The following is a 22365-nucleotide window of genomic DNA, read 5'->3' on the forward strand; positions in this document are numbered from 1 at the left end:
GTTAGCGCGAGATTATGCGATTTTCCAGTTTTATCATCGGATTGACTACCAGTATGGCGTTCGCCGCTCAGGCCGCGAACGTTGATGAGTACATTAATCAGCTGCCCGCAGGCGCTAATCTCGCGCTAATGGTGCAGAAGGTTGGCGCCCAGGCCCCTGACATTGACTTTCACAGTCAACAGATGGCGCTGCCTGCCAGTACCCAGAAGGTGATCACTGCGCTCGCCGCCCTGCTTCAGCTTGGCCCTGACTTCCGGTTTACTACCACGCTTGAGACCAAAGGTAACGTCGAAGGGGGCGAACTGAAAGGCGATCTGATTGCCCGCTTTGGGGGTGATCCAACCTTCAAGCGCCAGGATATCCGCAATATGGTGGCGGTGCTGAAAAAATCCGGCGTGACAAAAATCGATGGTAACGTGCTGATCGATACCTCCATTTTCGCCAGCCACGATAAAGCGCCCGGCTGGCCGTGGAATGACATGACGCAGTGCTTTAGCGCCCCGCCTGCTGCGGCCATCGTTGACCGTAACTGCTTCTCCGTGTCCCTCTACAGCGCCCCCAAGCCGGATGATTTAGCCTTTATCCGCGTAGCGTCATACTACCCGGTCACGATGTTCAGCCAGGTACGCACATTAGCAAAAGGATCGCCGGATGCGCAGTATTGCGAACTGGACGTCGTGCCGGGCGATCTTAACCGTTTCACTCTCACCGGCTGCCTGACGCAGCGTGCCGATCCGTTACCGCTGGCCTTCGCCATTCAGGACGGAGCGGGTTATGCAGGTGCGATACTCAAAGACGAACTGAAACAGGCTGGCATCACCTATTCTGGCTCACTGATGCGTCAGACACAGGTTAATCAACCGGGTACCGTCATCGCCAGTAAACAGTCTGCGCCGCTACATGACCTGCTTAGGATTATGCTGAAAAAGTCAGATAACATGATTGCTGACACCGTGTTCCGCATGATTGGTCACGCCCGTTTCGGCGTACCCGGTACCTGGCGTGCGGGGTCAGACGCCGTTCGTCAGATCCTGCGCCAGCAGGCGGGGATCGATCTTGGTAATACCATCGCCGTCGATGGCTCCGGGTTATCGCGTCACAATCTGATCTCCCCAGCCACCATGATGCAAGTGCTTCAGTACATTGCCCAACATGACACTGAGCTAAACTTTATTTCGATGCTGCCACTTGCCGGGCATGACGGTTCGCTTCAGTATCGGGCAGGGCTTCATGCTGCGGGTGTTGATGGCAAAGTGTCAGCGAAAACAGGTTCACTGCAGGGGGTTTATAACCTTGCAGGCTTTATCACTACAGCCAGCGGACAACGCATGGCATTCGTGCAGTATCTTTCCGGCTATGCCGTCGAACCGACCGATCAGCGTAATCGCCGTATTCCGCTGGTGCGCTTCGAAAGCAGGCTATACAAGGACATCTACCAGAATAACTAGCGATGAAACTACTCATAGTTGAAGACGATTTGTTATTGCAGGAAGGGTTGGCGCTCGCGTTGGCGAATGAAGGATACGCGCTCGATTGCGCCGCTACGGCGGCAGAAGCCGATGCGCTGATCCAGAGCGGTGAATATAGCCTGGTGATCCTCGATTTAGGTTTACCGGATAAAGACGGCGCGACGCTGCTCAGCCAGTGGCGCCGCCGTGGCGTTGAAAATCCCGTGCTGATCCTCACGGCGCGCGATGCCATTGAAGACCGCATTAACGGTCTGGACTCCGGTGCGGATGATTATCTGGTTAAACCTTTTGCCCTCGCAGAACTTCAGGCGCGCGTGCGGGCACTGATCCGCCGCTATCAGGGACACAGCGATAACATGCTGACCGATGGTGATATTACGCTGAATCTTCAGACGCAGCAGGTGTTGCGTAAGTCCCAGCCTGTCGAAGTGACCCCAAAAGAATTTGCCCTCCTGACGCGTCTCATCATGCGGAGCGGTCAAACGGTACATCGCGAGACGCTGCAGCAGGATATCTACTCCTGGCAGGACGATCCGGGTTCAAATACCCTTGAGGTTCATATTCACAATCTGCGCCGCAAGCTCGGCAAAGAACGGATCAAAACGGTACGTGGCGTCGGATACCGCCTGGAGAGCCAGAAATGAACAGTATGCGTCGGCGATTAATGGTTTTGCTGGCGATTATCTTGCTGTTTTTCCAGTTAATTAGTGTCATCTGGTTATGGCATGAAAGCCGTGAACAGATTGGCTTTCTGGTGAATGAAACACTCTCGGCAAAAGCACGTAACAAGCACGTTGAGAAAGAGATCCGTGAAGCGATTGCGTCGCTGCTGGTCCCTTCTCTGGTGATGGTCGGTTTTACCTTGCTCTTCTCCTTCTGGGCGGTGACCTGGATAACCCGGCCGCTTAACAAATTACGGGCCAGCCTGGCCAACCGCTCAGCCGACAATCTGACGCCGCTGCCCATGTATTCCGATATGGAAGAAATTGGCGCAGTGACGACATCGCTAAACCAACTACTGGCGCGTCTTGATCACACCCTACAGCAGGAGCGTCTTTTCACCGCTGATGCCGCACACGAGCTACGCACACCGCTTGCCGGGATTCGGTTGCATCTGGAATTAATGGCCCAGTCTGGCTCACCACAAGCCACCACGCTGATTAGTCGTATCGATCAGTTGATGCACACCGTTGAGCAACTGCTCATGCTGGCGCGAGCCGGACAGGCGATGGCAAGCGGTCACTACGATACCGTCAACTGGACAGAGAATATTATTGCGCCGCTGGGTCTTGAGCTCGAAGCCAAAGACCATACGGTGATATGGCCCGCTAAAAGCACACTTACCGTGCAGGGAGACGCCGTACTCCTGCGCCTGATGCTCAGAAATTTGCTTGAAAATGCCGCCCGCTATAGCCCAACGGGGACGACCATCGAAGTGAAATTAGTGGAAATTGACGGCGGAACGCAGGTCAGCGTGGTGGATCAGGGCCCCGGAATCGATGAGGCACATCGACAGTCCATTACCGAGCCTTTCCGTCGGCTCGACCAGCGCTACGGTGGCAGCGGCCTGGGGCTGAGTATTGTTCAGCGCATCGTTCAACTCCACCATGGCAATTTAATGCTGGAGAACGGCGCTGAGGGCGGCTTAATCGCCAGCTGCTGGTTGCCGTCGACGTTAGGATAAAAAAAAGCCCCTTAGCGGGGCTTCTTTCAGGTATTAATGCTTGTAGATGAACTCAACGCCTTCTTCGTCGTCTTCATCCCAGTCATCGTCCCAGTCTTCATCATCGTCTTCCGCTTCCAGCTCTTCGAGCTGCTGACGGTGGTAGTCATCCCACATGAATTCGACTTTTTCAGGCTGTTTCGCCTCTTCCGCCTGAACGATTGGGTTCTCGATGATAAAGGTCATCACATCCCAGCAGAGATCTTTCACGCCAACCTGGCTTGCCGCAGAGATCAGGTAATATTTATCTTCCCAACCCATCGCTTCAGCAATGGCTTTCGCTTTTGCTTCAGCTTCGGCTTTATCCATCAGGTCGATCTTGTTGAAGACCAGCCAGCGTGGCTTACCTGCGAGTTTTTCGCTGTATTTTTCCAGTTCGCCGATGATGATACGGGCGTTTTCGACCGGATCGGACTCATCGATTGGATTAATATCAACGATGTGCAGCAATACGCGGCAGCGCTCAAGGTGTTTCAGGAAGCGAATACCCAGTCCTGCGCCTTCTGCTGCGCCCTCGATCAAACCAGGGATATCAGCGACAACAAAGCTCTTTTCGTGGTCCATACGGACAACGCCCAGGCTTGGCACCAGCGTCGTAAACGGATAATCCGCCACTTTTGGCTTAGCGGCTGATACAGCACGGATAAACGTCGATTTACCGGCGTTAGGCATACCCAGCATACCGACGTCAGCCAGCAGCATCAGTTCCAGCTGCAGCTCGCGCGTATCGCCCGGTGTCCCCATGGTTTTCTGACGCGGAGCACGGTTAACCGATGATTTAAAACGGCTGTTACCCAAACCGTGCCAGCCACCTTTAGCAACCAGCAGGCGCTGACCGTGTTTGGTCATATCACCCATGGTTTCACCGGTGCCCTGGTCAATCACACGCGTACCGACCGGAACCTTGATATTGACGTCTTTACCACGTTTACCCGTACAGTCACGGCTCTGGCCGTTCTGGCCGCGCTCGGCACGGAAAGATTTTTCGAAACGGTAGTCGATCAGCGTGTTGAGGTTTTCATCAGCCTCCAGCCACACGTCACCACCATCGCCACCGTCACCGCCGTCAGGGCCGCCACGAGGAATATATTTTTCACGGCGGAAGCTTACACAACCGTTACCGCCATCACCTGCCACGACCAGAATCGTCGCTTCATCAACAAACTTCATTTTACTCTCCGTAACTCATTCGCCTGAGCGGGGGACTACTACGACCGCTTCATTTTTGCGCCAACGCCCCCAGAGACGATGACCAATGGCGGAATACATCGCACCCGCAACCACGACAAACGCACCGAGATAACCCAACAAGTTGAGCATCGGCTTGACGAAGACATCGGGCCAGGCCATTGATAACAAATCTGAAAATAACAGCGTAAACAGCGGAGTCAGCGTGATTAACGCACTGACCTGCGCTGCCTGCCAGCGCGCCATTGCCTCAGCCAGCGCGCCATAACCGACCAGCGTATTAAGCCCACAAAAGATGAGGCACGCCAGTTGCCAGTCGCTAAGCTGAGTAATCACACCCGGCTTTGCTAACGGCAGTAATGCTATTGTACACAAAGTGTACAATAAAAGGAGGATCTGCGGTGAGGCCAGACGACGCAATAACACCTTTTGCGCGACGCCATAACTCACCCAGACCGTTGCTGCCCCGACACCGAAAATCACACCCCAGGTGTAATCCGTCAGGCGGGTGAAAATCTCAACCAGGCTGGTGTTGAAAAACATCACCAGACCACAGAGCAGCATGCTCGCCCCGATAATCTGCGTTCCGCGCATCTTCTCCTTGAGGATAAAGACGCTGGCGACCATCATGCCGACCGGTGAAAGCTGGCCGATCACCTGCGACGCCGTAGGGCTGAGATATTGCAGGGAGGAGCTAAACAGGATGAAGTTACCGAACAGACCACCCGTCGCAATAGCCAGTAAAACCAGCCAGCGCGGCTTTCGGAAGAGACGCAGCGGTGGAAGCTTACCTTTGATCGCCAGAATGGCACCGAGGCCTATGCTTGCCATCAGGAAGCGATAAAACACTACCGTCGGCGGCTCCATCACGTCCAGTACCTGCTTCATTGCAATTGGCAGTGCACCCCAGCACATTGCGGTGGTGAGCGCCAAAAGAATACCTATGCCGGCCTGCTGCTTCATGCCCGTTTTCCCTACAGAAAATTTTCCGGGTTTCCAATGTAAAAAGCCCCGCAACACGTTGCGGGGCTTTAATCCGTTACCGGACCGAGAAAACCTTACTCAGCAACGATGCTGATGTATTTACGGTTGTTCGGGCCTTTAACTTCAAATTTCACTTTACCGTCTGCTTTAGCAAACAGAGTGTGGTCACGACCGCAACCTACGTTGTTGCCAGCGTGGAATTTGGTACCACGTTGACGAACGATGATGCTACCCGCCAGAACGGATTCGCCACCGAAACGCTTAACGCCAAGGCGTTTAGCTTCTGAATCGCGACCGTTACGTGTGGAGCCGCCAGCCTTTTTATGTGCCATTTAAATCTCTCCTCAGGTCTTAGGCGCTGATGCCAGTAATTTTCACATCAGTGAACCACTGACGGTGGCCCTGCTGCTTACGGTAGTGCTTACGACGACGAAACTTAACGATTTTAACTTTCTCGCCACGACCGTGTGCAACAACTTCAGCTTTGATCACGCCGCCATCAACGAAAGGAACGCCGATTTTGACTTCTTCACCGTTTGCGATCATCAGAACTTCAGCGAATTCAACAGATTCGCCAGTTGCGATGTCCAGCTTTTCCAGGCGAATGGTCTGACCTTCGCTTACTCGGTGTTGTTTACCACCACTTTGGAAAACCGCGTACATATAAACTCCGCTTCCGCGCACATCCTCGTATGAATCAGAGTGCGCTATAAATATTCACAATAGGGCGCGAATATTACGCAAAACGCGAGCCTTTGACAAGTGCTACCATCAATACATGAAGAAAAAAAACACAACACGTACGGTAACGTTTATCTGAGCCGTTTTTTCAGTACAATCAGCGATACTATTGATAAACCGAAACCCTTTGTGAACCCACACTCCGTGGGATAAACAGGATAAAAAGCCCGGCTTTTGCGATGAATTTAGAAAAAATCAACGAGTTAACCGCGCAAGATATGGCGGGTGTAAATGCAGCAATCCTGGAGCAACTCAACTCTGATGTTCAGCTGATCAATCAGTTGGGCTATTACATCGTTAGCGGCGGCGGTAAACGCATTCGCCCGATGATTGCCATTCTGGCCGCTCGCGCCGTTGGCTATCAGGGAAATGCCCACGTCACGATTGCGGCCCTGATCGAATTTATCCACACCGCCACGCTGCTGCATGATGACGTGGTGGATGAATCAGACATGCGCCGTGGCAAAGCAACCGCGAACGCCGCATTTGGCAACGCAGCCAGCGTTCTGGTGGGGGATTTCATCTATACCCGCGCTTTCCAGATGATGACCAGCCTCGGCTCGCTGAAAGTGCTGGAAGTGATGTCTGAAGCGGTAAACGTTATCGCTGAAGGTGAAGTCCTGCAGTTGATGAACGTTAACGACCCGGATATCACCGAAGAAAACTACATGCGCGTGATTTACAGCAAGACGGCGCGCCTGTTTGAAGCGGCGGCGCAATGCTCTGGCATCCTTGCTGGCTGCACTGAAGCCCAGGAAAAAGGGCTTCAGGATTATGGCCGTTATCTGGGGACTGCCTTCCAGCTGATCGATGATTTGCTGGACTACAGTGCCGATGGCGAAACGCTCGGCAAAAACGTTGGGGATGACCTGAACGAAGGCAAACCAACGCTGCCGCTGCTCCATGCAATGCGTCACGGAACCCCCGAGCAGGCGAAACTGATCCGTGAAGCGATCGAGCAAGGAAATGGTCGCCATCTTCTGGAACCTGTACTGGAAACAATGGCACTCTGCGGATCGCTGGAATGGACGCGTCAGCGTGCTGAAGAAGAGGCAGATAAAGCCATCGAAGCACTTCAGGTGATTCCGGACAGCCCGTGGCGTGATGCGCTGATTGGCCTTGCCCACATCGCCGTTCAACGCGATCGTTAATCCTTCCCCCTTCTCCCCGTGGCTACACGGGGAGATTCTAATAAGCACCAATAAATTCCATAACCATGTTAAATCATCGGCTTACATCCCGCATGAATAAAGCCATGTCATATTCTGAATATTGCTTCCAGTAACGCGAACTTTTTAGAACACATGTTCGAAGAAGGTATAGTAGCCCTGTCATTTCAGAAGAAATGGCGTGGGTGAAAACGAACACAAGGACAGCTTTATGGATATGAAACTGATCGACTGGCACTCAGCGGATATTATTGCGGCACTGCGCAAAAAAGGGACATCACTGGCGGCGGAATCGCGCCGTAACGGGTTGAGTTCATCGACGCTGGCAAACGCACTGACTCGCCCGTGGCCGAAGGGAGAATTGATTATTGCGACGGCGCTGGAAACGCACCCGTGGATCATCTGGCCGTCACGCTATCACGACCCTATAGACAGAACGCGCACGATGCGCCAGAAGAAGTTGCAGAAGGAGCAGTCGAAGTAACATTGCAAATTTGACAGCATCAGCAATCCCCCGGCCTTTACAGGCCAGGGGGGTGCAAGAACGATTACTCGCCTTTCACACGCTCGATATTTGCACCCAGCGCGCGCAGTTTGTCTTCGATACGCTCATAGCCACGATCGATGTGGTAGATACGATCAACAACGGTCGTCCCTTCCGCGATACACCCAGCCAGCACCAGGCTTGCAGACGCGCGAAGATCGGTTGCCATCACCTGCGCACCAGACAGTTTTTCCACGCCATGGCAAATGACCGTGTTGCTTTCGATCTCAGCGTGTGCGCCCATACGGATGAGTTCCGGTACGTGCATGAAGCGGTTCTCGAAGATGGTTTCAGTGATGAAGCCAGTGCCTTCAGCAACCAGGTTTAACAGCGTAAACTGAGCCTGCATGTCCGTCGGGAACGCAGGATGCGGTGCAGTACGCACATTGACGGCTTTTGGACGCTGGCCGTGCATATCAAGGCTGATCCAGTCTTCGCCGATTTCGATATCCGCACCCGCATCGCGCAGTTTAGCCAGCACCGCATCCAGGGTATCAGGCTGTGCGTTGCGACAAACAATCTTACCGCCAGAGATCGCCGCAGCAACCAGGAAGGTACCGGTTTCGATACGGTCCGGCAGAACGCGATAAACACCGCCGCCAAGGCGTTCAACGCCTTCGATGGTGATACGGTCAGTGCCCTGGCCGGAAATCTTCGCACCCAGCGCCACGAGGAAGTTTGCGGTATCCACAATTTCCGGTTCACGTGCGGCGTTTTCGATGATGGTCGTGCCTTCTGCCAGCGTCGCCGCAGACATAATGGTGACGGTAGCGCCCACGCTCACTTTGTCCATGACAATGTGCGCACCTTTCAGACGACCGTTAACGGACGCCTTGACGTAACCTTCTTCCAGTTTGATCTCCGCGCCCAGTTTTTCCAGGCCAAAGATGTGCAGGTCAACCGGACGCGCACCGATAGCGCAGCCGCCCGGCAGTGATACCTGACCCTGACCAAAACGCGCCACCAGCGGGCCAAGCGCCCAGATGGATGCGCGCATGGTTTTCACCAGATCGTATGGCGCAGAGAAGTTGTTCACGTTGCTGGCGTCGATCCAGACGGAGCCGTTACGCTCGACTTTCGTGCCCAACTGGGTGAGCAACTTCATGGTGGTGTCGATATCTTTCAGCTTAGGTACGTTCTGAATTTCTACCGGCTCTTCCGCGAGCAATGCAGCAAAGAGGATGGGTAGCGCAGCGTTTTTTGCGCCAGAAATTGTGACTTCGCCCTGGAGACGCGTTGGCCCCTGTACACGAAATTTGTCCATGTAATTGCTCTCTTATAAATTCAACCGTGCTGCGGGCGTCTCGCCCTCAGCTCAAAAACCGTTTAGTTTGCGATCGCGTGCCCACTCTTGCGGGGTGAACGCTTTAATCGACAGGGCGTGGATGCGGTTATCCGCAATGTATTCCATCAGCGGCGCATAGACAGCCTGCTGTTTCTTCACACGACTCATCCCGTCAAAGATCTCACCCACAGCAATAACCTGGAAGTGACTGCCATCGCCTGAGACGTGGACTTCCTGAAGGGTGAGTGCATTCATCAGCACTGCCTGGATTTCATTATTTTCCATGGGGTCTATATCATCTGATAGTGAAAACAAGCCCAACATCTTAGAGCAAAGTGGCGTCGTCTTAAACAAGCAAAAAGCCCCGACGATGAAACTGTCAGGGCTTTCAGAAGTAACGCACTGAAAATATTAGTGCGGTAAAACGTCCTGAGGCAGATTATAAAGCTGCGCCAGGGTCATGACGTTATCGCTCGCGCCGTGAAGCCTGACGCTTGCTCCCTGCGTTTTACCCACTGCGATCAGATGGGTGAGCAGCGCAACACCCGCCGTATCGACACGCGAGACATCGCTTAAATCAATCAGCGTCACGCCCTGCATGGCTTCATGGCGTTTATCCCACAGCGGGTTCAGCAGATCCTGATCGAGCTCACCCGACAGCTTCAACGTCTCGCCTTCACGCGACCAGCTCAGCTGCTGCGACATTACTTCTTCTCGTCCAGGGTAATTTTCTGACGAGAGATAGACTGCAGCTGTGCGGTCAGGCCATCAATGCCTTTCGTGCGCAGCAAGTCGCTCCACTCGTTCTGTTTGGTGGTGATCATGCTCACCCCTTCGGCAATCATGTCATACGCCTGCCAGTTTCCAGTCTGGCTGTTTTTACGCCACTGGAAGTCCAGACGAACCGGAGGACGGCCGTTAGGATCGTTAATCGTCACGCGGATAGGCACGATGGTGGCATCGCCCAGCGGCTGTTCAGGCGCAATCTGGTAGGTCTGGCCGTGGTACATCGCCAGCGCCTGGCCGTAAGCCTGTTTCAGGTATTCACGGAACGCAGCAAAGTAAGCCTCACGCTGTGCAGGGGTTGCATCTTTGTAGTAACGGCCCAGCACCAGCGCGCCTGCATATTTGATCTGCACATACGGCAACAGTTCCTGATCGACCACATCACGCAGATAATCAGGATTAGCACGAATCTTCGGCTGTTCATTTTTAAGACGATCAAAGGTTTTCTTCGCGGCCGCGTCCATCTGTTTGTACGGGTTGCTCTGATCTGCAGCCTGTGCCGCAGTGAGAGGGGCAATGACCAGCATGGCAACCATTAGCAGTCGTTTAAACATGAATGACTTCTCCTGAAATTAATTCGCAGCACCAGGGGTTGGCGCAACATTGGTAGGGTCTTCACTCTGCGCAGGGGCAGCGTCAGACTTTTTATCATCCCCTTTACTGTTGTAAAGGAACTGACCAATCATATCTTCCAGCACCATCGCGGACTTCGTATCCTGGATCACGCTCCCGTCTTTAAGGATAGTCGTTCCCAGCTCAGGATCTTCAAAGCCAACGTTAAGTGCCAGATATTGTTCGCCAAGCAGACCGGAGGTACGGATGGAGAGCGAGCTGGTATCAGGAATGTGGTTATAACGCTCTTCAATATCCATCGCGACGCGCGGCAGATAGGTTTTCTCATCCAGCGTAATGTCTGATACGCGTCCAATCACCACGCCGCCAATACGGACCGGTGAGCGCGCCTTCAGGCCACCGATGTTATCGAAGGTGGCATAAACGCGATACGTCGGCTCGGTGCGGACAGAGGTGATATCCGCCGCTCTCAGGCAGATAAACAGAGCTGCCAGCAGCGCCAGTAACAGGAATACGCCAACCCAAATTTCATTTTTTCTCGTTTGCATGAACTCAATTCCCAAACATCAGTGCGGTGAGCACAAAATCCAGACCCAGTACGGCCAGCGACGAATGAACGACGGTACGTGTCGTTGCACGGCTGATGCCTGCCGAGGTTGGAATAGCATCATAACCGTTGAATAACGCAATCCAGGTGACCGTAATGGCAAAGACCACGCTCTTGATTAGACAGTTCACAAGATCCATCCGCAGGTCGATGGCGTCCTGCATCGCGGACCAGAAGAAACCGGCATCAATACCTTTCCAGTGCACGCCGACTAACGACCCACCCCAGATACCGACCGCCACAAAGAGGATAGTCAGCAGCGGTAACGAAATCACACCCGCCCAAAAACGCGGTGAGATGACGCGACGCAGCGGATCGACCGCCATCATTTCCATACTGGAAAGTTGCTCGGTGGCGCGCATCAATCCGATTTCTGCCGTTAAGGCAGAGCCCGCACGTCCGGCGAACAGCAGCGCAGCAACAACCGGCCCCAGCTCACGCAGCAGCGAGAGCGCCACCAGCATTCCGAGGCTGGTTTCCGCACTGTAGGTTGTCAGCACCAGGTAGCCTTGCAGCCCAAGCACCATACCAATAAACAGACCGGACACGATGATGATCAGCATCGACAACACGCCGACATTATAAAGTTGCCGCACCAGCAAAGGCGCGTGCTTGCGGAATTCCGGTTTGCCGACCAGCGCGTTGAATAACATCAATCCGGCACGCCCGAACGTCCTGATGGTTTTTATGCCACGGTGTCCGAGCGCAGCCAACGCATTTAACAGCATGAGTGGCTTAACTCCCTATTCCCAGTAAATCGTCACGATAGTCGCCAGCCGGGTAGCGGAATGGCACAGGGCCATCGGCAATACCGTCGAGGAACTGCCGCACCCGCGGATCGCAATTTTCCTGCAGCGCCTGGGCGCTACCGTGTGCGACGATCTTTTTGTCCGCCACGATGTAGGCGTAATCGGCAATGCTCAACACTTCCGGCACATCGTGAGATACCACAATGCAGGTGACGCCCAGCGCGCTGTTTAATTCAGAAATTAGCTTCACCAGCACGCCCATGGTGATAGGGTCTTGTCCCACAAACGGTTCGTCAAACATGATTAAATCGGGCTCAAGCGCAATGGCACGCGCCAGCGCGGCACGGCGCGCCATACCGCCAGAGAGTTCAGACGGCATCAATTTTGCTGCGCCACGCAGACCAACGGCTTCAAGCTTCATCATGACGGTGCTTTTCAGCAGTTCGGGCGGCAGATGGGTATGTTCACGCAGCGGGTACGCCACATTGTCAAAGACGTTCATATCTGTGAACAAAGCCCCCGACTGAAAGAGCATGCTCATGCGTTTGCGGACGGTATACAGACGCGAGCGCGACATCTCCGGGACGTTCTCGCCGTCGAAGAGGATTTCGCCGCCGTCCGGGGGAATTTGCCCCCCAATAAGACGCAGCAACGTCGTTTTACCGATCCCTGACGGGCCCATAATGGCGGTGATTTTGCCATGCGGCACAGTCAGCGAAATATCATCAAATATCAATCGGTTGCCGCGAGAGAAACTGACACCACGGACATCGACTAAATTCGCCATCGTTTGGCTCATTTATGGTTCCTTTCTTACCCTGCCTCACGCTAAGCATGAGGCTTAAATCAGCCCTAAACGCCACATTTTTACAGAATATTGCCTGTAGAGGTTAGCGAAAGCTGGCATTTGTTTTACTTTTCCGGCGCATAAAGTCAAAATTAGGAATTCGTTACGACTCAGGCTGTATGCAGCGCCAACAATTCCTGCGCGGTGGACCGGCAAGTATACCTGAAGAAAGGACTTTTGATGCTTTTAGCAACAGCACTGTTAATAATTGGTTTACTTTTGGTGGTCTACAGTGCTGACCGTTTAGTGTTTGCCGCATCAATTTTGTGCCGACTGATTGGCGTTCCCCCTCTCGTCATCGGAATGACGGTTGTTAGCGTCGGCACCTCACTCCCTGAAATCATCGTCTCTGTCACGGCATCGCTGCATGACCAGACAGACCTTGCTATTGGCACCGCGATTGGCTCCAACATCGTCAATATCCTACTGATTTTAGGTTTAGCCGCATTGCTGCACCCATTTCGCGTGCATTCCGATGTTCTGCGCCGTGAATTGCCGCTAATGTTAATCGTAAGTTTGCTGGCGGGCTATGTGCTGTATGACGGGGTGCTGAGCTACGATGATGGCATTTTCTTGCTCGCCCTCGCCGGGATATGGCTGCTGTATAGTGTTAAAATCGCCCGTCAGGCAGAAAAACAGGGGCACGACAGCCTGACCCGAGAACAGGTTGCCGAACTCCCGCGTGAAGGTACGCTGCCTGTGGCGTTATTGTGGCTGGGCGTCGCGCTAATCATTATGCCGATGGCAACGCGCATGGTCGTCGATAACGCGACGGTGCTGGCAAACTATTTCGCCATGAGCGAACTGACAATCGGCCTGACGGTGATTGCTATCGGTACCAGTCTGCCTGAGCTGGCCACCGCCATCGCGGGCGCGCGCAAAGGTGAAGATGATATCGCCATTGGTAATATCATCGGCTCGAATATTTTCAATATCGCGATCGTGACGGGCCTGCCAGCCCTGATCGCACCGGGGCCGTTTAACCCGATGGCGTTCACGCGCGATTACGGAGTGATGTTGCTTGTCAGCGTCATTTTTGCCCTGCTCTGCTGGCGGCGGCAACGACAAATTGGCAAAGGCGCAGGCGCACTGCTGACGGGTGGATTTATCGTATGGATGGCGATGCTGTACTGGCTCTCGCCGCTTCTCTCTGGGTAAACGGAAACGCATTATGTCGCAAATAGAATTGCAGCCGGGTTTTGACTTTCAGAAAGCAGGAAAAGAGGTTCTGGAGATTGAACGTGAAGGTCTGGCGCAGTTAGATCAGTACATTAATCAGGATTTTAGTCTGGCATGTGAGAAGATACTCTACTGTGCCGGTAAAGTCGTGGTGATGGGCATGGGCAAGTCCGGCCACATTGGACGTAAAATGGCGGCGACTTTTGCCAGCACGGGAACGTCATCGTTCTTCGTGCACCCAGGGGAAGCTGCGCACGGCGACCTCGGGATGGTCACCCCGCAGGACGTGGTTATCGCACTGTCGAATTCCGGTGAATCCAATGAGATCCTGGCCCTGATCCCGGTACTGAAGAGACTGCAGGTCCCGCTTATCTGTATGACCAGCCGCCCGGAAAGCAGCATGGCGCGTGCGGCGGATATTCATCTGTGCGTAAAGGTGCCCAAAGAAGCCTGCCCGCTTGGCCTTGCGCCAACGTCCAGCACGACGGCAGCACTGGTGATGGGCGATGCCCTTGCCGTTGCGCTGCTTGAAGCCCGTGGTTTTACCCCTGAAGATTTTGCGCTTTCTCACCCAGGCGGTGCGCTGGGCCGTAAGCTGCTGCTCAGGGTCAACGATATTATGCACACGGGCGATGAGATCCCTCACGTCAGCAAAGAGGCTTCCCTGCGCGACGCGTTACTGGAAATTACCCGTAAAAATCTGGGTATGACGGTGGTGTGCGACGATCTGATGAAAATTCAGGGAATATTCACCGACGGCGACTTACGCCGGGTGTTCGATATGGGCGTGGACGTTCGCACATTGGGTATCGCAGACGTCATGACGCCAGGCGGAATTCGCGTGCGTCCGGGCATCCTTGCGGTAGATGTCCTGAACCTGATGCAGTCCCGTCATATTACCGCAGTGATGGTTGCCGATGGCGACCAGTTGCTGGGTGTGGTACATATGCATGATCTTCTGCGCGCAGGCGTAGTGTAATGAAGGATAAGACAATGAGTAATGCGGGTGCATCCCTTGCAACCTGTTATGGTCCGGTAAGCGCGCACATGATGGCAAAGGCGGAAAACATCCGTCTGTTGATCCTTGATGTGGATGGCGTGCTCTCCGATGGCCTGATTTATATGGGCAATAGCGGCGAAGAGCTGAAAGCATTTAACGTTCGCGACGGGTACGGCATTCGTTGCGCGCTCACGTCCGGCATTGAAGTTGCTATTATCACCGGACGGAAAGCTAAACTTTTAGAAGACCGCTGCGAAACGCTGGGCATTACCCATTTGTATCAGGGGCAGTCCGACAAAATGGTCGCCTTTAACGATTTGCTGGCGAGGCTGGCAATCGCACCTGAGAACGTGGCCTATGTTGGCGATGATTTGATCGACTGGCCGGTAATGGCGGAAGTGGGTTTGAGCGTAGCGGTTGCTGACGCGCATCCGCTGCTTCTCCCACGCGCGGATTACGTCACCCGGATCAACGGTGGACGTGGGGCGGTCCGTGAAGTCTGCGATCTGCTTCTGCTCGCGCAGGGCAAGCTTGATGAGGCCAAAGGGCAATCGATATGAGTAAAACCAGACGTTGGGTTATCATTCTGCTTTCGCTTGTCGCATTGGTACTGATTGGCGTGAACCTTGCCGACCGTGACGATGAACAAACAGAAGTGGTTAATACGAGCGATCCAACCTATAAAAGCGATCACAGTGATACTGTGGTGTATAGCCCTGAAGGTGCGCTGAACTATCGCCTGATTGCCCAGCATGTGGAATATTTTTCCGATGACGGTATCTCGTGGTTTACCCAACCGGTGATGACCACTTTTGATACTGACAAAACCCCGACATGGTCAATTAAGTCAGACCGGGCAAAACTGACAAATGACCGTATGCTTTATCTGTACGGCCACGTTGAAGTCAACGCCCTGACCGCTGACTCACAACTGCGCAAAATTACGACGGATAACGCCCAGATCAACCTGGTGACCCAGGACGTGACTTCGCAAGATTTGGTCACACTGTATGGCACAACATTTAATTCCAGCGGTTTAAGAATGCGCGGGAACTTACGCAGCAAAAACGCCGAGCTGATTGAAAAGGTTAGAACCTCCTATGAAATTCAAAACAAACAAACTCAGCCTTAAAGCCATTATCGCCAGCGCACTGCTGGCGGCCAGTCTTCCCGCGATTGCTGTGACTGGCGATACCGAACAGCCGATTCATATCGAATCCGACACTCAGTCCCTTGATATGCAAGGTAACGTCGTCACCTTCACCGGTAACGTCGTGATGACCCAGGGCACCATCAAAATTAACGCCGATAAAGTGGTCGTTACCCGTCCGGGCGGCGAGCAGGGCAAAGAGATTATTGATGGCTATGGTAATCCGGCCACGTTCTACCAGATGCAGGACAACGGCAAACCGGTGAAAGGCCGCGCGTCGCATATGCATTATGAGCTGGCGAAGGATCTGGTCATCCTGACCGGTAACGCCTATCTGGAACAGCTGGACAGCAATATTACCGGCGACAAGATCACCTATCTGGTCAAAGAGCAGAAAATGCAGGCCTCCAGCGAGAAAGGCAAACGCGTCACCACCGTGCTGGTTCCATCGCAGCTGCAGGATAAAGGCAAAGCCCAGGCTCCGGCACAAAAGAAGAGTAACTAATTCGTTATGGCAACATTAACTGCAAAAAACCTCGCGAAAGCGTATAAGGGCCGCCGTGTCGTCGAAGATGTCAGCCTGACCGTCAACTCCGGCGAAATTGTGGGTTTGCTTGGCCCTAACGGTGCAGGGAAAACCACCACCTTCTACATGGTGGTGGGCATTGTGCCGCGTGATGCTGGCAACATCATCATTGATGACGAAGACATTAGCCTGCTGCCGCTGCACGCGCGCGCGCGCCGTGGTATCGGCTACCTGCCGCAGGAAGCCTCAATCTTTCGTCGTTTGAGCGTCTACGACAACCTGATGGCCGTGCTGCAGATCCGTGACGACCTGACCAGCGAGCAGCGCACCGACCGCGCCAACGAGCTGATGGAAGAGTTTCATATCGAACATCTTCGCGACAGTCTTGGTCAGGCGTTGTCCGGGGGTGAGCGTCGTCGTGTCGAGATTGCACGTGCGCTGGCCGCCAACCCGAAATTCATCCTGCTGGATGAACCCTTCGCGGGCGTTGACCCAATCTCCGTTATTGATATCAAACGCATTATCGAACACCTGCGCGACAGCGGGCTTGGCGTGCTGATCACCGACCACAACGTCCGTGAAACGCTGGCCGTCTGTGAACGCGCCTACATTGTGAGCCAGGGCCATCTGATTGCCCACGGTACACCGCAGCAAATCCTCGAAGATGAGCATGTTAAGCGCGTGTACCTTGGGGAAGACTTCAGACTCTGATAGGGTAGAGGTAACGTAACGCCGAACCGGAGAAAAATGCTCTGAACATGAAGCAAGGTTTGCAATTAAGGCTCAGCCAACAACTGGCGATGACGCCGCAGCTACAGCAGGCGATTCGTCTGTTGCAGCTGTCCACGTTAGAACTCCAGCAGGAGCTCCAGCAGGCGCTGGACAGTAATCCGTTGCTGGAGCAAACCGATCTTCATGACGAGGTAGAAACCCAGCAAACGCAGGACACTGAAACGCTCGACACCGCTGATGCGCTCGAACAAAAAGAGATGCCGGACGAGCTGCCGCTGGATGCCAGCTGGGATGAAATCTACACCGCCGGAACCCCTTCCGGCACGCGTGCAGACTACCAGGACGACGAGCTACCGGTTTATCAGGGTGAAACCACCCAGTCACTACAGGATTACCTGATGTGGCAGGTGGAATTGACCCCCTTCTCTGATACCGACCGCGCCATTGCGACCTCGATTGTCGATGCCGTTGACGATACGGGTTATTTAACCGTAACCCTGGACGACATCCTGGAAAGTATCGGCGACGACGAGATCGAACTCGAAGAGATCGAAGCGGTTCTGAAGCGCATTCAGCGTTTCGACCCGGTCGGTGTGGCCGCGAAAGATCTCCGGGATTGCCTGCTGATCCAACTGTCGCAGTTCACCAAAGAGACGCCGTGGATTGAAGAAGCCCGCTTAATCATCAGCGATCATCTTGATCTGCTGGCGAATCACGATTTCCGCACCCTGATGCGCGTCACGCGTCTGAAAGAAGAGGTGCTGAAAGAGGCGGTGAATCTGATCCAGTCTCTCGATCCGCGCCCCGGCCAGTCGATCCAGACCAGCGAACCGGAATATGTCATTCCGGATGTGTTAGTCAGAAAACACAACGGTCGCTGGGTGGTCGAGCTGAACTCAGACAGCATTCCTCGCCTACAAATCAACCAGCAGTACGCCTCCATGTGCACCAGCGCGCGCAATGACTCCGATAATCAATATATTCGTAGCAATTTGCAGGAAGCACGCTGGCTGATAAAAAGTCTGGAGAGTCGAAATGACACGCTGCTGCGCGTTAGCCGCTGTATTGTTGAACAACAGCAGGCCTTTTTTGAGCAGGGCGAAGAGTTTATGAAACCGATGGTACTGGCGGACATCGCCCAGGCCGTCGAGATGCATGAATCAACCATTTCTCGCGTGACCACGCAGAAGTATCTGCACAGTCCACGCGGTATTTTTGAGCTTAAGTATTTCTTCTCAAGTCATGTGAATACCGAAGGCGGCGGCGAAGCCTCGTCAACGGCCATTCGCGCACTGGTGAAGAAGTTGATCGCCGCGGAGAACCCCGCGAAGCCACTGAGTGACAGTAAGTTAACCACCATGCTGTCCGACCAGGGTATTATGGTGGCACGTCGTACTGTTGCGAAGTATCGAGAGTCTTTATCCATTCCGCCGTCTAACCAGCGTAAACAACTGGTTTGACACAACCGATAAGGAAGACACTATGCAGCTCAACATCACAGGACACAACGTCGAGATTACTGAGGCTTTACGCGAGTTTCTGAACACGAAGTTCGCGAAGCTTGAACAGTATTTCGAAAGGATCAATCAGGTCTATATTGTGTTGAAAGTGGAGAAAGTGACTCATATCTCGGATGCAACCCTGCATGTTAACGGGGGTGAACTCCATGCCAGTGCGGAAGGGCAAGACATGTATGCGGCTATCGACGGCTTGATTGATAAGCTTGCGCGACAGCTCAATAAACATAAAGATAAACTGAAACAACACTAATTGTCCGGGCAGTTAACGGGTGCAGGACGGCCTGTTGTGCGACACAACAGGCCATTTGTACAGTTAGCGCTTAGGTGAAATTATGATGAACAACGATTCGGCTCTTCAACTGAGCAATGTCCTTAACCAGGAATGTACCCGCAGTGGCGTTCACTGCCAGAGCAAAAAACGTGCGCTGGAGATCATCAGTGAACTGGCCGCAAAACAGCTGGGCCTGCCGCCACAGGTGGTGTTCGAAGCTATCCTGACCCGTGAAAAAATGGGCAGTACCGGCATCGGCAACGGCATCGCGATCCCGCATGGAAAACTCGAAGAAGACACCTTGCGTGCCGTCGGCGTGTTTGTGCAGCTTGAAACACCCATCGCCTTTGATGCCATTGATAACCAGCCCGTCGATCTCCTCTTCGCGCTGCTGGTGCCAGCAGACCAGACAAAGACCCATCTGCATACGTTGTCGCTGGTCGCTAAACGCCTGGCCGATAAAACCATTTGCCGTCGACTGCGTTCAGCGCAAAGTGATGAAGAGCTCTTCCAGATTATCACTGAAGCAGAAGGCAATCAGGATGATGCGTAACCGGGAGATGGCATTCACATCTGTTGTCCTGAGGAGAAACGGAACATGGTGCTGATGATCGTCAGCGGTCGCTCGGGGTCGGGGAAATCCGTCGCCCTGCGCGCGCTGGAAGATATGGGTTTTTACTGCGTAGATAACCTGCCGGTGGTGCTGTTGCCCGATCTGGCGCGGACGCTAGCGGACAGACAAATTTCTGCCGCCGTCAGCATCGATGTCCGTAACATGCCAGAATCACCAGAGGTCTTTGAACAGGCCATGAGCAATCTGCCAGAGTGCTTCTCGCCTCAGCTGTTGTTCCTTGATGCCGATCGTAACACCCTGATCCGTCGCTACAGCGATACCCGTCGTTTGCACCCGCTTTCCAGTAAAAACCTTTCGCTGGAAAGTGCCATCGACGAAGAGAGCGATCTGCTGGAACCGCTGCGCTCCCGGGCCGACCTGATTGTTGACACCTCCGAAATGTCCGTACACGAACTGGCGGAAATGCTGCGAACCCGTCTGCTGGGTAAACGCGAGCGTGAATTGACGATGGTGTTTGAATCCTTCGGCTTTAAGCACGGTATTCCTATCGATGCGGATTATGTTTTCGACGTGCGCTTCCTGCCGAACCCGCACTGGGATCCCAAACTGCGTCCAATGACCGGTCTGGATAAGCCCGTGGCGGCCTTCCTCGACAGACACACAGAAGTTCACAATTTTATTTACCAGACGCGAAGCTACCTTGAGCTATGGTTACCTATGCTGGAGACAAACAATCGTAGCTATCTGACGGTAGCGATTGGCTGTACCGGCGGTAAACATCGTTCGGTTTATATCGCCGAACAGCTGGCCGACTACTTCCGCTCACGCGGAAAGAACGTTCAGTCCCGTCATCGCACGCTGGAAAAACGTAAAACATGACCGTAAAACAAACCGTTGAGATCACCAACAAGCTGGGCATGCATGCACGCCCGGCAATGAAATTGTTTGAACTGATGCAAGGTTTTGATGCAGACGTTTTGCTGCGCAATGACGAAGGCACTGAAGCTGAAGCGAATAGCGTCATTGCGCTGCTGATGCTGGACTCAGCGAAAGGTCGCCAGATTGAAGTCGAGGCCACCGGCCCCCAGGAAGAGGAAGCGCTGGCGGCGGTGATTGCGCTGTTCAACGCAGGGTTCGACGAAGACTAAGGTCTGCCAGTCAGGCGGGTGGCGCTGCGCTTACCCGCCCTACATAAGGTTATTTCGCTGCATAAACCCTTCCCCACCTAGCTGACGCATCTGGCGCATGATCCACGCCTGACGGCTTCGCACGTACCCTGACGGCGCACTGGCTTTAAAACGGATGGGATTCGGTAAAACAGCGGCCAATAGCGCCGCTTCTGACATACTCAGACGGCTGGCTGGCTTATTGAAATAACGCTGCGCGGCAGCTTCCACACCGAATATGCCGTCGCCAAACTCAGCGACGTTGAGATAGACGGTCAGAATGCGCTTTTTGCTCCAGACCGTTTCCATCCCCAGGGTTAACCCCGCTTCCAGCCCTTTTCGCACCCAGCTTCGACCATCCCATAAAAACAGGTTTTTGGCCGTCTGCTGCGACAACGTCGACGCACCGCGCACGCGATTTTCGTGACGCTCGTTGTGGGCGAGCGCCTTCTCGATGGCCGCCATGTCAAAACCCCAGTGCTCCGGGAATTTCTGATCTTCTGCCGCAATCACGGCCAGCCCCATGAACGGTGATATCTCATCCATGCTTACCCAGTCCGAATGGGCGACATAGCCGAAATCACCGGTCAACCACGCGCTGAGCTGGCGCTCAACCATCACGGCGGAAAAGGGTACCGGCAGAACGCTGAATAAGGCGATCCCGCCGCCCCAGAAGACGGCCAGTACAAGCACAACGCGTAACAGGGTACGTTTTATCCACGTACCCGCAGCAAATTTACGGCTCATTGCGAGAGAACCAGCACTCTGTCCACCAGCTTATCAATGCCCGTGGCTGCTTCAGCGATGGATTGCGCCAGCATATAGGCGGGCGTGGTGACGATCTTGTTGTCTTCATCGACCACAATATCATCCACCGGACAAGGAACATGCTCGCCGCCCATATCTTCGACGATCTCTGCGGTATCAATATCGGTCCCGATGGTCAGGCGCAGCGGGAAGTCAAAGATCCGGGGCAGCATGGCTGGGGCAATACAGATGAAACCCAGCGGCTTGCCTGCTGCATGCAGCGCCTGGGCAAGCCGTTTTAAATCGGGATCGACATGGCACTCCGCCCCTTCCGAAGCAAAAGTGCTGAGATTTTTAGCTGCGCCAAAGCCACCCGGCACGATCAACGCATCCAGCGTTGAGGCATCAGCCTGCGCCAGGGGTTGGACCGCGCCCCGGGCGATACGCGCGGCTTCAATCAGGACGTTACGCGTTTCCGCCATCGGCTCGCCGGTAAGATGGTTGATCACATCCGCCTGGCTTTTATCCGGCGCGAAGCAGATCGCTTCAACGCCCTGACGAGATAATGCCAGCAGCGTTAATACGGCTTCATGTATCTCTGAACCGTCGTAAACACCACAACCGCTCAGCACGACACCAATCTTTTTCATTATGACGTTCCTTCTTTGCAACCTGCTGAAGCACATTAAAAATTCTGATTAAATCGCTATGCTTCACACATTTCACTGATTCATGTAACAAACCATTTAAGATTTGCTATCTTATCTGCGTGCGGCCTCAATATTCAGGCGGCGTCCAAGCGAAAACAACACGAAAAATCAGGCGCAGCCACGAT

The 22365-nt window shown here is 53.8% G+C and carries 29 protein-coding genes; 16 read left to right on the top strand and 13 right to left on the bottom strand.

Features of this window, described 5'->3' with window-relative positions:
• The first annotated feature begins 14 nt into the window (after positions 1–14).
• The 3 genes from dacB to pmrB are packed head-to-tail and all read left to right on the top strand — an operon-like array spanning position 15 to position 3153.
• A complete protein-coding gene (gene dacB / locus ACTJJA_RS12160) occupies positions 15–1448 on the top strand; it encodes a serine-type D-Ala-D-Ala carboxypeptidase (RefSeq protein WP_010436012.1) in 1434 nt (477 codons plus the stop codon).
• A gap of 2 nt (positions 1449–1450) precedes the next feature.
• The gene (gene pmrA, locus ACTJJA_RS12165; RefSeq protein WP_296272158.1) at positions 1451–2113 is read left to right on the top strand and encodes a two-component system response regulator PmrA; all 663 of its coding nucleotides are present in this window, start codon (positions 1451–1453) and stop codon (positions 2111–2113) included.
• Entirely contained in the window at positions 2110–3153 is a 1044-nt protein-coding gene (gene pmrB, locus ACTJJA_RS12170) for a two-component system sensor histidine kinase PmrB (protein WP_421511101.1), read from the top strand. Before pmrA ends, pmrB begins: the two co-directional genes overlap by 4 nt.
• 33 nt (positions 3154–3186) lie before the next feature.
• Here pmrB and cgtA read toward each other — a convergent pair whose 3' ends face one another.
• The 4 genes from cgtA to rplU all read right to left on the bottom strand — a co-directional run bounded on the left by cgtA (position 3187) and on the right by rplU (position 6027).
• Positions 3187–4362, bottom strand: a complete 1176-nt coding sequence (cgtA, locus tag ACTJJA_RS12175) for an Obg family GTPase CgtA (RefSeq protein ID WP_029739622.1) — start codon at positions 4360–4362, stop codon at positions 3187–3189.
• A 15-nt stretch (positions 4363–4377) separates the two neighbouring features.
• Positions 4378–5343, bottom strand: coding sequence for a DMT family transporter (locus ACTJJA_RS12180; RefSeq protein WP_100166521.1), 966 nt, complete (start codon positions 5341–5343; stop codon positions 4378–4380).
• A gap of 95 nt (positions 5344–5438) precedes the next feature.
• Positions 5439–5696, bottom strand: a complete 258-nt coding sequence (gene rpmA / locus ACTJJA_RS12185; RefSeq protein ID WP_004385076.1) for a 50S ribosomal protein L27 — start codon at positions 5694–5696, stop codon at positions 5439–5441.
• 19 nt (positions 5697–5715) lie between these two features.
• Positions 5716–6027, bottom strand: a complete 312-nt coding sequence (gene rplU, locus ACTJJA_RS12190) for a 50S ribosomal protein L21 (protein ID WP_010436026.1) — start codon at positions 6025–6027, stop codon at positions 5716–5718.
• Between the two features lie 257 nt (positions 6028–6284).
• Here rplU and ispB point away from each other — a divergent pair, with 257 nt between their 5' ends.
• Both ispB and sfsB read left to right on the top strand, forming a co-directional pair.
• Positions 6285–7256: an octaprenyl diphosphate synthase gene (gene ispB, locus ACTJJA_RS12195; protein WP_010436028.1), complete on the top strand. Its 972-nt coding sequence runs from the start codon at positions 6285–6287 to the stop codon at positions 7254–7256.
• A gap of 229 nt (positions 7257–7485) precedes the next feature.
• Positions 7486–7758 carry a DNA-binding transcriptional regulator SfsB gene (sfsB, locus tag ACTJJA_RS12200; RefSeq protein WP_440668177.1) on the top strand — a complete coding sequence of 91 codons (273 nt, stop codon included), beginning with the start codon at positions 7486–7488 and terminating at the stop codon, positions 7756–7758.
• Between the two features lie 64 nt (positions 7759–7822).
• Here sfsB and murA read toward each other — a convergent pair whose 3' ends face one another.
• From murA to mlaF, 7 genes are all read right to left on the bottom strand, one after another.
• A complete protein-coding gene (gene murA / locus ACTJJA_RS12205; protein ID WP_089597743.1) occupies positions 7823–9082 on the bottom strand; it encodes a UDP-N-acetylglucosamine 1-carboxyvinyltransferase in 1260 nt (419 codons plus the stop codon).
• 51 nt (positions 9083–9133) lie between these two features.
• Positions 9134–9388, bottom strand: coding sequence for a BolA family iron metabolism protein IbaG (gene ibaG / locus ACTJJA_RS12210; protein ID WP_010436035.1), 255 nt, complete (start codon positions 9386–9388; stop codon positions 9134–9136).
• Between the two features lie 126 nt (positions 9389–9514).
• Positions 9515–9808 carry a lipid asymmetry maintenance protein MlaB gene (gene mlaB / locus ACTJJA_RS12215; RefSeq protein ID WP_010436037.1) on the bottom strand — a complete coding sequence of 98 codons (294 nt, stop codon included), beginning with the start codon at positions 9806–9808 and terminating at the stop codon, positions 9515–9517.
• Complete coding sequence (gene mlaC / locus ACTJJA_RS12220) at positions 9808–10443, bottom strand: phospholipid-binding protein MlaC (protein ID WP_010436040.1); 636 nt, start codon at positions 10441–10443, stop codon at positions 9808–9810. The genes mlaB and mlaC overlap by 1 nt, the downstream gene beginning before the upstream one ends.
• Before the next feature lie 18 nt (positions 10444–10461).
• Entirely contained in the window at positions 10462–11010 is a 549-nt protein-coding gene (gene mlaD, locus ACTJJA_RS12225; protein WP_010436042.1) for an outer membrane lipid asymmetry maintenance protein MlaD, read from the bottom strand.
• Positions 11011–11014: 4 nt separating this feature from the next.
• Positions 11015–11797: a lipid asymmetry maintenance ABC transporter permease subunit MlaE gene (gene mlaE, locus ACTJJA_RS12230; protein ID WP_010436044.1), complete on the bottom strand. Its 783-nt coding sequence runs from the start codon at positions 11795–11797 to the stop codon at positions 11015–11017.
• Positions 11798–11804: 7 nt separating this feature from the next.
• Positions 11805–12617 (bottom strand): phospholipid ABC transporter ATP-binding protein MlaF, encoded by an 813-nt coding sequence (gene mlaF / locus ACTJJA_RS12235; RefSeq protein ID WP_010436047.1) that lies wholly within the window; start codon positions 12615–12617, stop codon positions 11805–11807.
• Positions 12618–12845: 228 nt separating this feature from the next.
• On the opposite strand from mlaF, the gene ACTJJA_RS12240 reads away from it, so the two are divergent.
• From ACTJJA_RS12240 to npr, 11 genes are all read left to right on the top strand, one after another.
• Positions 12846–13823: a calcium/sodium antiporter gene (locus ACTJJA_RS12240; RefSeq protein WP_440668180.1), complete on the top strand. Its 978-nt coding sequence runs from the start codon at positions 12846–12848 to the stop codon at positions 13821–13823.
• Positions 13824–13836: 13 nt separating this feature from the next.
• The gene (kdsD, locus tag ACTJJA_RS12245) at positions 13837–14823 is read left to right on the top strand and encodes an arabinose-5-phosphate isomerase KdsD (RefSeq protein ID WP_010436053.1); all 987 of its coding nucleotides are present in this window, start codon (positions 13837–13839) and stop codon (positions 14821–14823) included.
• Between the two features lie 14 nt (positions 14824–14837).
• Positions 14838–15404: a 3-deoxy-manno-octulosonate-8-phosphatase KdsC gene (gene kdsC, locus ACTJJA_RS12250; RefSeq protein WP_440668273.1), complete on the top strand. Its 567-nt coding sequence runs from the start codon at positions 14838–14840 to the stop codon at positions 15402–15404.
• Entirely contained in the window at positions 15401–15976 is a 576-nt protein-coding gene (gene lptC, locus ACTJJA_RS12255; protein WP_440668182.1) for an LPS export ABC transporter periplasmic protein LptC, read from the top strand. The genes kdsC and lptC overlap by 4 nt, the downstream gene beginning before the upstream one ends.
• Positions 15945–16499, top strand: a complete 555-nt coding sequence (gene lptA / locus ACTJJA_RS12260) for a lipopolysaccharide ABC transporter substrate-binding protein LptA (protein ID WP_440668184.1) — start codon at positions 15945–15947, stop codon at positions 16497–16499. The genes lptC and lptA overlap by 32 nt, the downstream gene beginning before the upstream one ends.
• Positions 16500–16505: 6 nt before the next feature.
• Positions 16506–17231 (top strand): LPS export ABC transporter ATP-binding protein, encoded by a 726-nt coding sequence (lptB, locus tag ACTJJA_RS12265; protein ID WP_010436061.1) that lies wholly within the window; start codon positions 16506–16508, stop codon positions 17229–17231.
• Between the two features lie 47 nt (positions 17232–17278).
• The gene (rpoN, locus tag ACTJJA_RS12270; RefSeq protein WP_440668186.1) at positions 17279–18712 is read left to right on the top strand and encodes an RNA polymerase factor sigma-54; all 1434 of its coding nucleotides are present in this window, start codon (positions 17279–17281) and stop codon (positions 18710–18712) included.
• A gap of 22 nt (positions 18713–18734) precedes the next feature.
• Entirely contained in the window at positions 18735–19022 is a 288-nt protein-coding gene (gene hpf / locus ACTJJA_RS12275; RefSeq protein ID WP_010436063.1) for a ribosome hibernation promoting factor, read from the top strand.
• Between the two features lie 82 nt (positions 19023–19104).
• Positions 19105–19596, top strand: coding sequence for a PTS IIA-like nitrogen regulatory protein PtsN (gene ptsN / locus ACTJJA_RS12280; RefSeq protein ID WP_010436064.1), 492 nt, complete (start codon positions 19105–19107; stop codon positions 19594–19596).
• A gap of 45 nt (positions 19597–19641) precedes the next feature.
• Positions 19642–20496: an RNase adapter RapZ gene (rapZ, locus tag ACTJJA_RS12285; protein ID WP_010436066.1), complete on the top strand. Its 855-nt coding sequence runs from the start codon at positions 19642–19644 to the stop codon at positions 20494–20496.
• Positions 20493–20765: a PTS phosphocarrier protein NPr gene (gene npr, locus ACTJJA_RS12290; RefSeq protein WP_010436067.1), complete on the top strand. Its 273-nt coding sequence runs from the start codon at positions 20493–20495 to the stop codon at positions 20763–20765. Before rapZ ends, npr begins: the two co-directional genes overlap by 4 nt.
• 39 nt (positions 20766–20804) lie before the next feature.
• Here the strand turns inward: npr and mtgA are convergent, their stop codons facing one another.
• A complete protein-coding gene (mtgA, locus tag ACTJJA_RS12295) occupies positions 20805–21530 on the bottom strand; it encodes a monofunctional biosynthetic peptidoglycan transglycosylase (RefSeq protein ID WP_126545330.1) in 726 nt (241 codons plus the stop codon).
• Entirely contained in the window at positions 21527–22180 is a 654-nt protein-coding gene (elbB, locus tag ACTJJA_RS12300; protein WP_440668190.1) for an isoprenoid biosynthesis glyoxalase ElbB, read from the bottom strand. Before elbB ends, mtgA begins: the two co-directional genes overlap by 4 nt.
• Positions 22181–22365: the final 185 nt, after the last annotated feature.

The sequence above is a fragment of the Enterobacter sp. 22452 genome (assembly GCF_052045065.1).
In the GTDB taxonomy this organism is placed as follows: domain Bacteria; phylum Pseudomonadota; class Gammaproteobacteria; order Enterobacterales; family Enterobacteriaceae; genus Enterobacter; species Enterobacter mori.

Coding starts and splice junctions, on each gene's coding strand:
- dacB (WP_010436012.1), top strand. CDS start 15: ATGCGATTTTCCAGTTTTATCATCGGATTGACTACCAGTATGGCGTTC.
- pmrA (WP_296272158.1), top strand. CDS start 1,451: ATGAAACTACTCATAGTTGAAGACGATTTGTTATTGCAGGAAGGGTTG.
- pmrB (WP_421511101.1), top strand. CDS start 2,110: ATGAACAGTATGCGTCGGCGATTAATGGTTTTGCTGGCGATTATCTTG.
- cgtA (WP_029739622.1), bottom strand. CDS start 4,362: ATGAAGTTTGTTGATGAAGCGACGATTCTGGTCGTGGCAGGTGATGGC.
- ACTJJA_RS12180 (WP_100166521.1), bottom strand. CDS start 5,343: ATGAAGCAGCAGGCCGGCATAGGTATTCTTTTGGCGCTCACCACCGCA.
- rpmA (WP_004385076.1), bottom strand. CDS start 5,696: ATGGCACATAAAAAGGCTGGCGGCTCCACACGTAACGGTCGCGATTCA.
- rplU (WP_010436026.1), bottom strand. CDS start 6,027: ATGTACGCGGTTTTCCAAAGTGGTGGTAAACAACACCGAGTAAGCGAA.
- ispB (WP_010436028.1), top strand. CDS start 6,285: ATGAATTTAGAAAAAATCAACGAGTTAACCGCGCAAGATATGGCGGGT.
- sfsB (WP_440668177.1), top strand. CDS start 7,486: ATGGATATGAAACTGATCGACTGGCACTCAGCGGATATTATTGCGGCA.
- murA (WP_089597743.1), bottom strand. CDS start 9,082: ATGGACAAATTTCGTGTACAGGGGCCAACGCGTCTCCAGGGCGAAGTC.
- ibaG (WP_010436035.1), bottom strand. CDS start 9,388: ATGGAAAATAATGAAATCCAGGCAGTGCTGATGAATGCACTCACCCTT.
- mlaB (WP_010436037.1), bottom strand. CDS start 9,808: ATGTCGCAGCAGCTGAGCTGGTCGCGTGAAGGCGAGACGTTGAAGCTG.
- mlaC (WP_010436040.1), bottom strand. CDS start 10,443: ATGTTTAAACGACTGCTAATGGTTGCCATGCTGGTCATTGCCCCTCTC.
- mlaD (WP_010436042.1), bottom strand. CDS start 11,010: ATGCAAACGAGAAAAAATGAAATTTGGGTTGGCGTATTCCTGTTACTG.
- mlaE (WP_010436044.1), bottom strand. CDS start 11,797: ATGCTGTTAAATGCGTTGGCTGCGCTCGGACACCGTGGCATAAAAACC.
- mlaF (WP_010436047.1), bottom strand. CDS start 12,617: ATGAGCCAAACGATGGCGAATTTAGTCGATGTCCGTGGTGTCAGTTTC.
- ACTJJA_RS12240 (WP_440668180.1), top strand. CDS start 12,846: ATGCTTTTAGCAACAGCACTGTTAATAATTGGTTTACTTTTGGTGGTC.
- kdsD (WP_010436053.1), top strand. CDS start 13,837: ATGTCGCAAATAGAATTGCAGCCGGGTTTTGACTTTCAGAAAGCAGGA.
- kdsC (WP_440668273.1), top strand. CDS start 14,838: ATGAGTAATGCGGGTGCATCCCTTGCAACCTGTTATGGTCCGGTAAGC.
- lptC (WP_440668182.1), top strand. CDS start 15,401: ATGAGTAAAACCAGACGTTGGGTTATCATTCTGCTTTCGCTTGTCGCA.
- lptA (WP_440668184.1), top strand. CDS start 15,945: ATGAAATTCAAAACAAACAAACTCAGCCTTAAAGCCATTATCGCCAGC.
- lptB (WP_010436061.1), top strand. CDS start 16,506: ATGGCAACATTAACTGCAAAAAACCTCGCGAAAGCGTATAAGGGCCGC.
- rpoN (WP_440668186.1), top strand. CDS start 17,279: ATGAAGCAAGGTTTGCAATTAAGGCTCAGCCAACAACTGGCGATGACG.
- hpf (WP_010436063.1), top strand. CDS start 18,735: ATGCAGCTCAACATCACAGGACACAACGTCGAGATTACTGAGGCTTTA.
- ptsN (WP_010436064.1), top strand. CDS start 19,105: ATGATGAACAACGATTCGGCTCTTCAACTGAGCAATGTCCTTAACCAG.
- rapZ (WP_010436066.1), top strand. CDS start 19,642: ATGGTGCTGATGATCGTCAGCGGTCGCTCGGGGTCGGGGAAATCCGTC.
- npr (WP_010436067.1), top strand. CDS start 20,493: ATGACCGTAAAACAAACCGTTGAGATCACCAACAAGCTGGGCATGCAT.
- mtgA (WP_126545330.1), bottom strand. CDS start 21,530: ATGAGCCGTAAATTTGCTGCGGGTACGTGGATAAAACGTACCCTGTTA.
- elbB (WP_440668190.1), bottom strand. CDS start 22,180: ATGAAAAAGATTGGTGTCGTGCTGAGCGGTTGTGGTGTTTACGACGGT.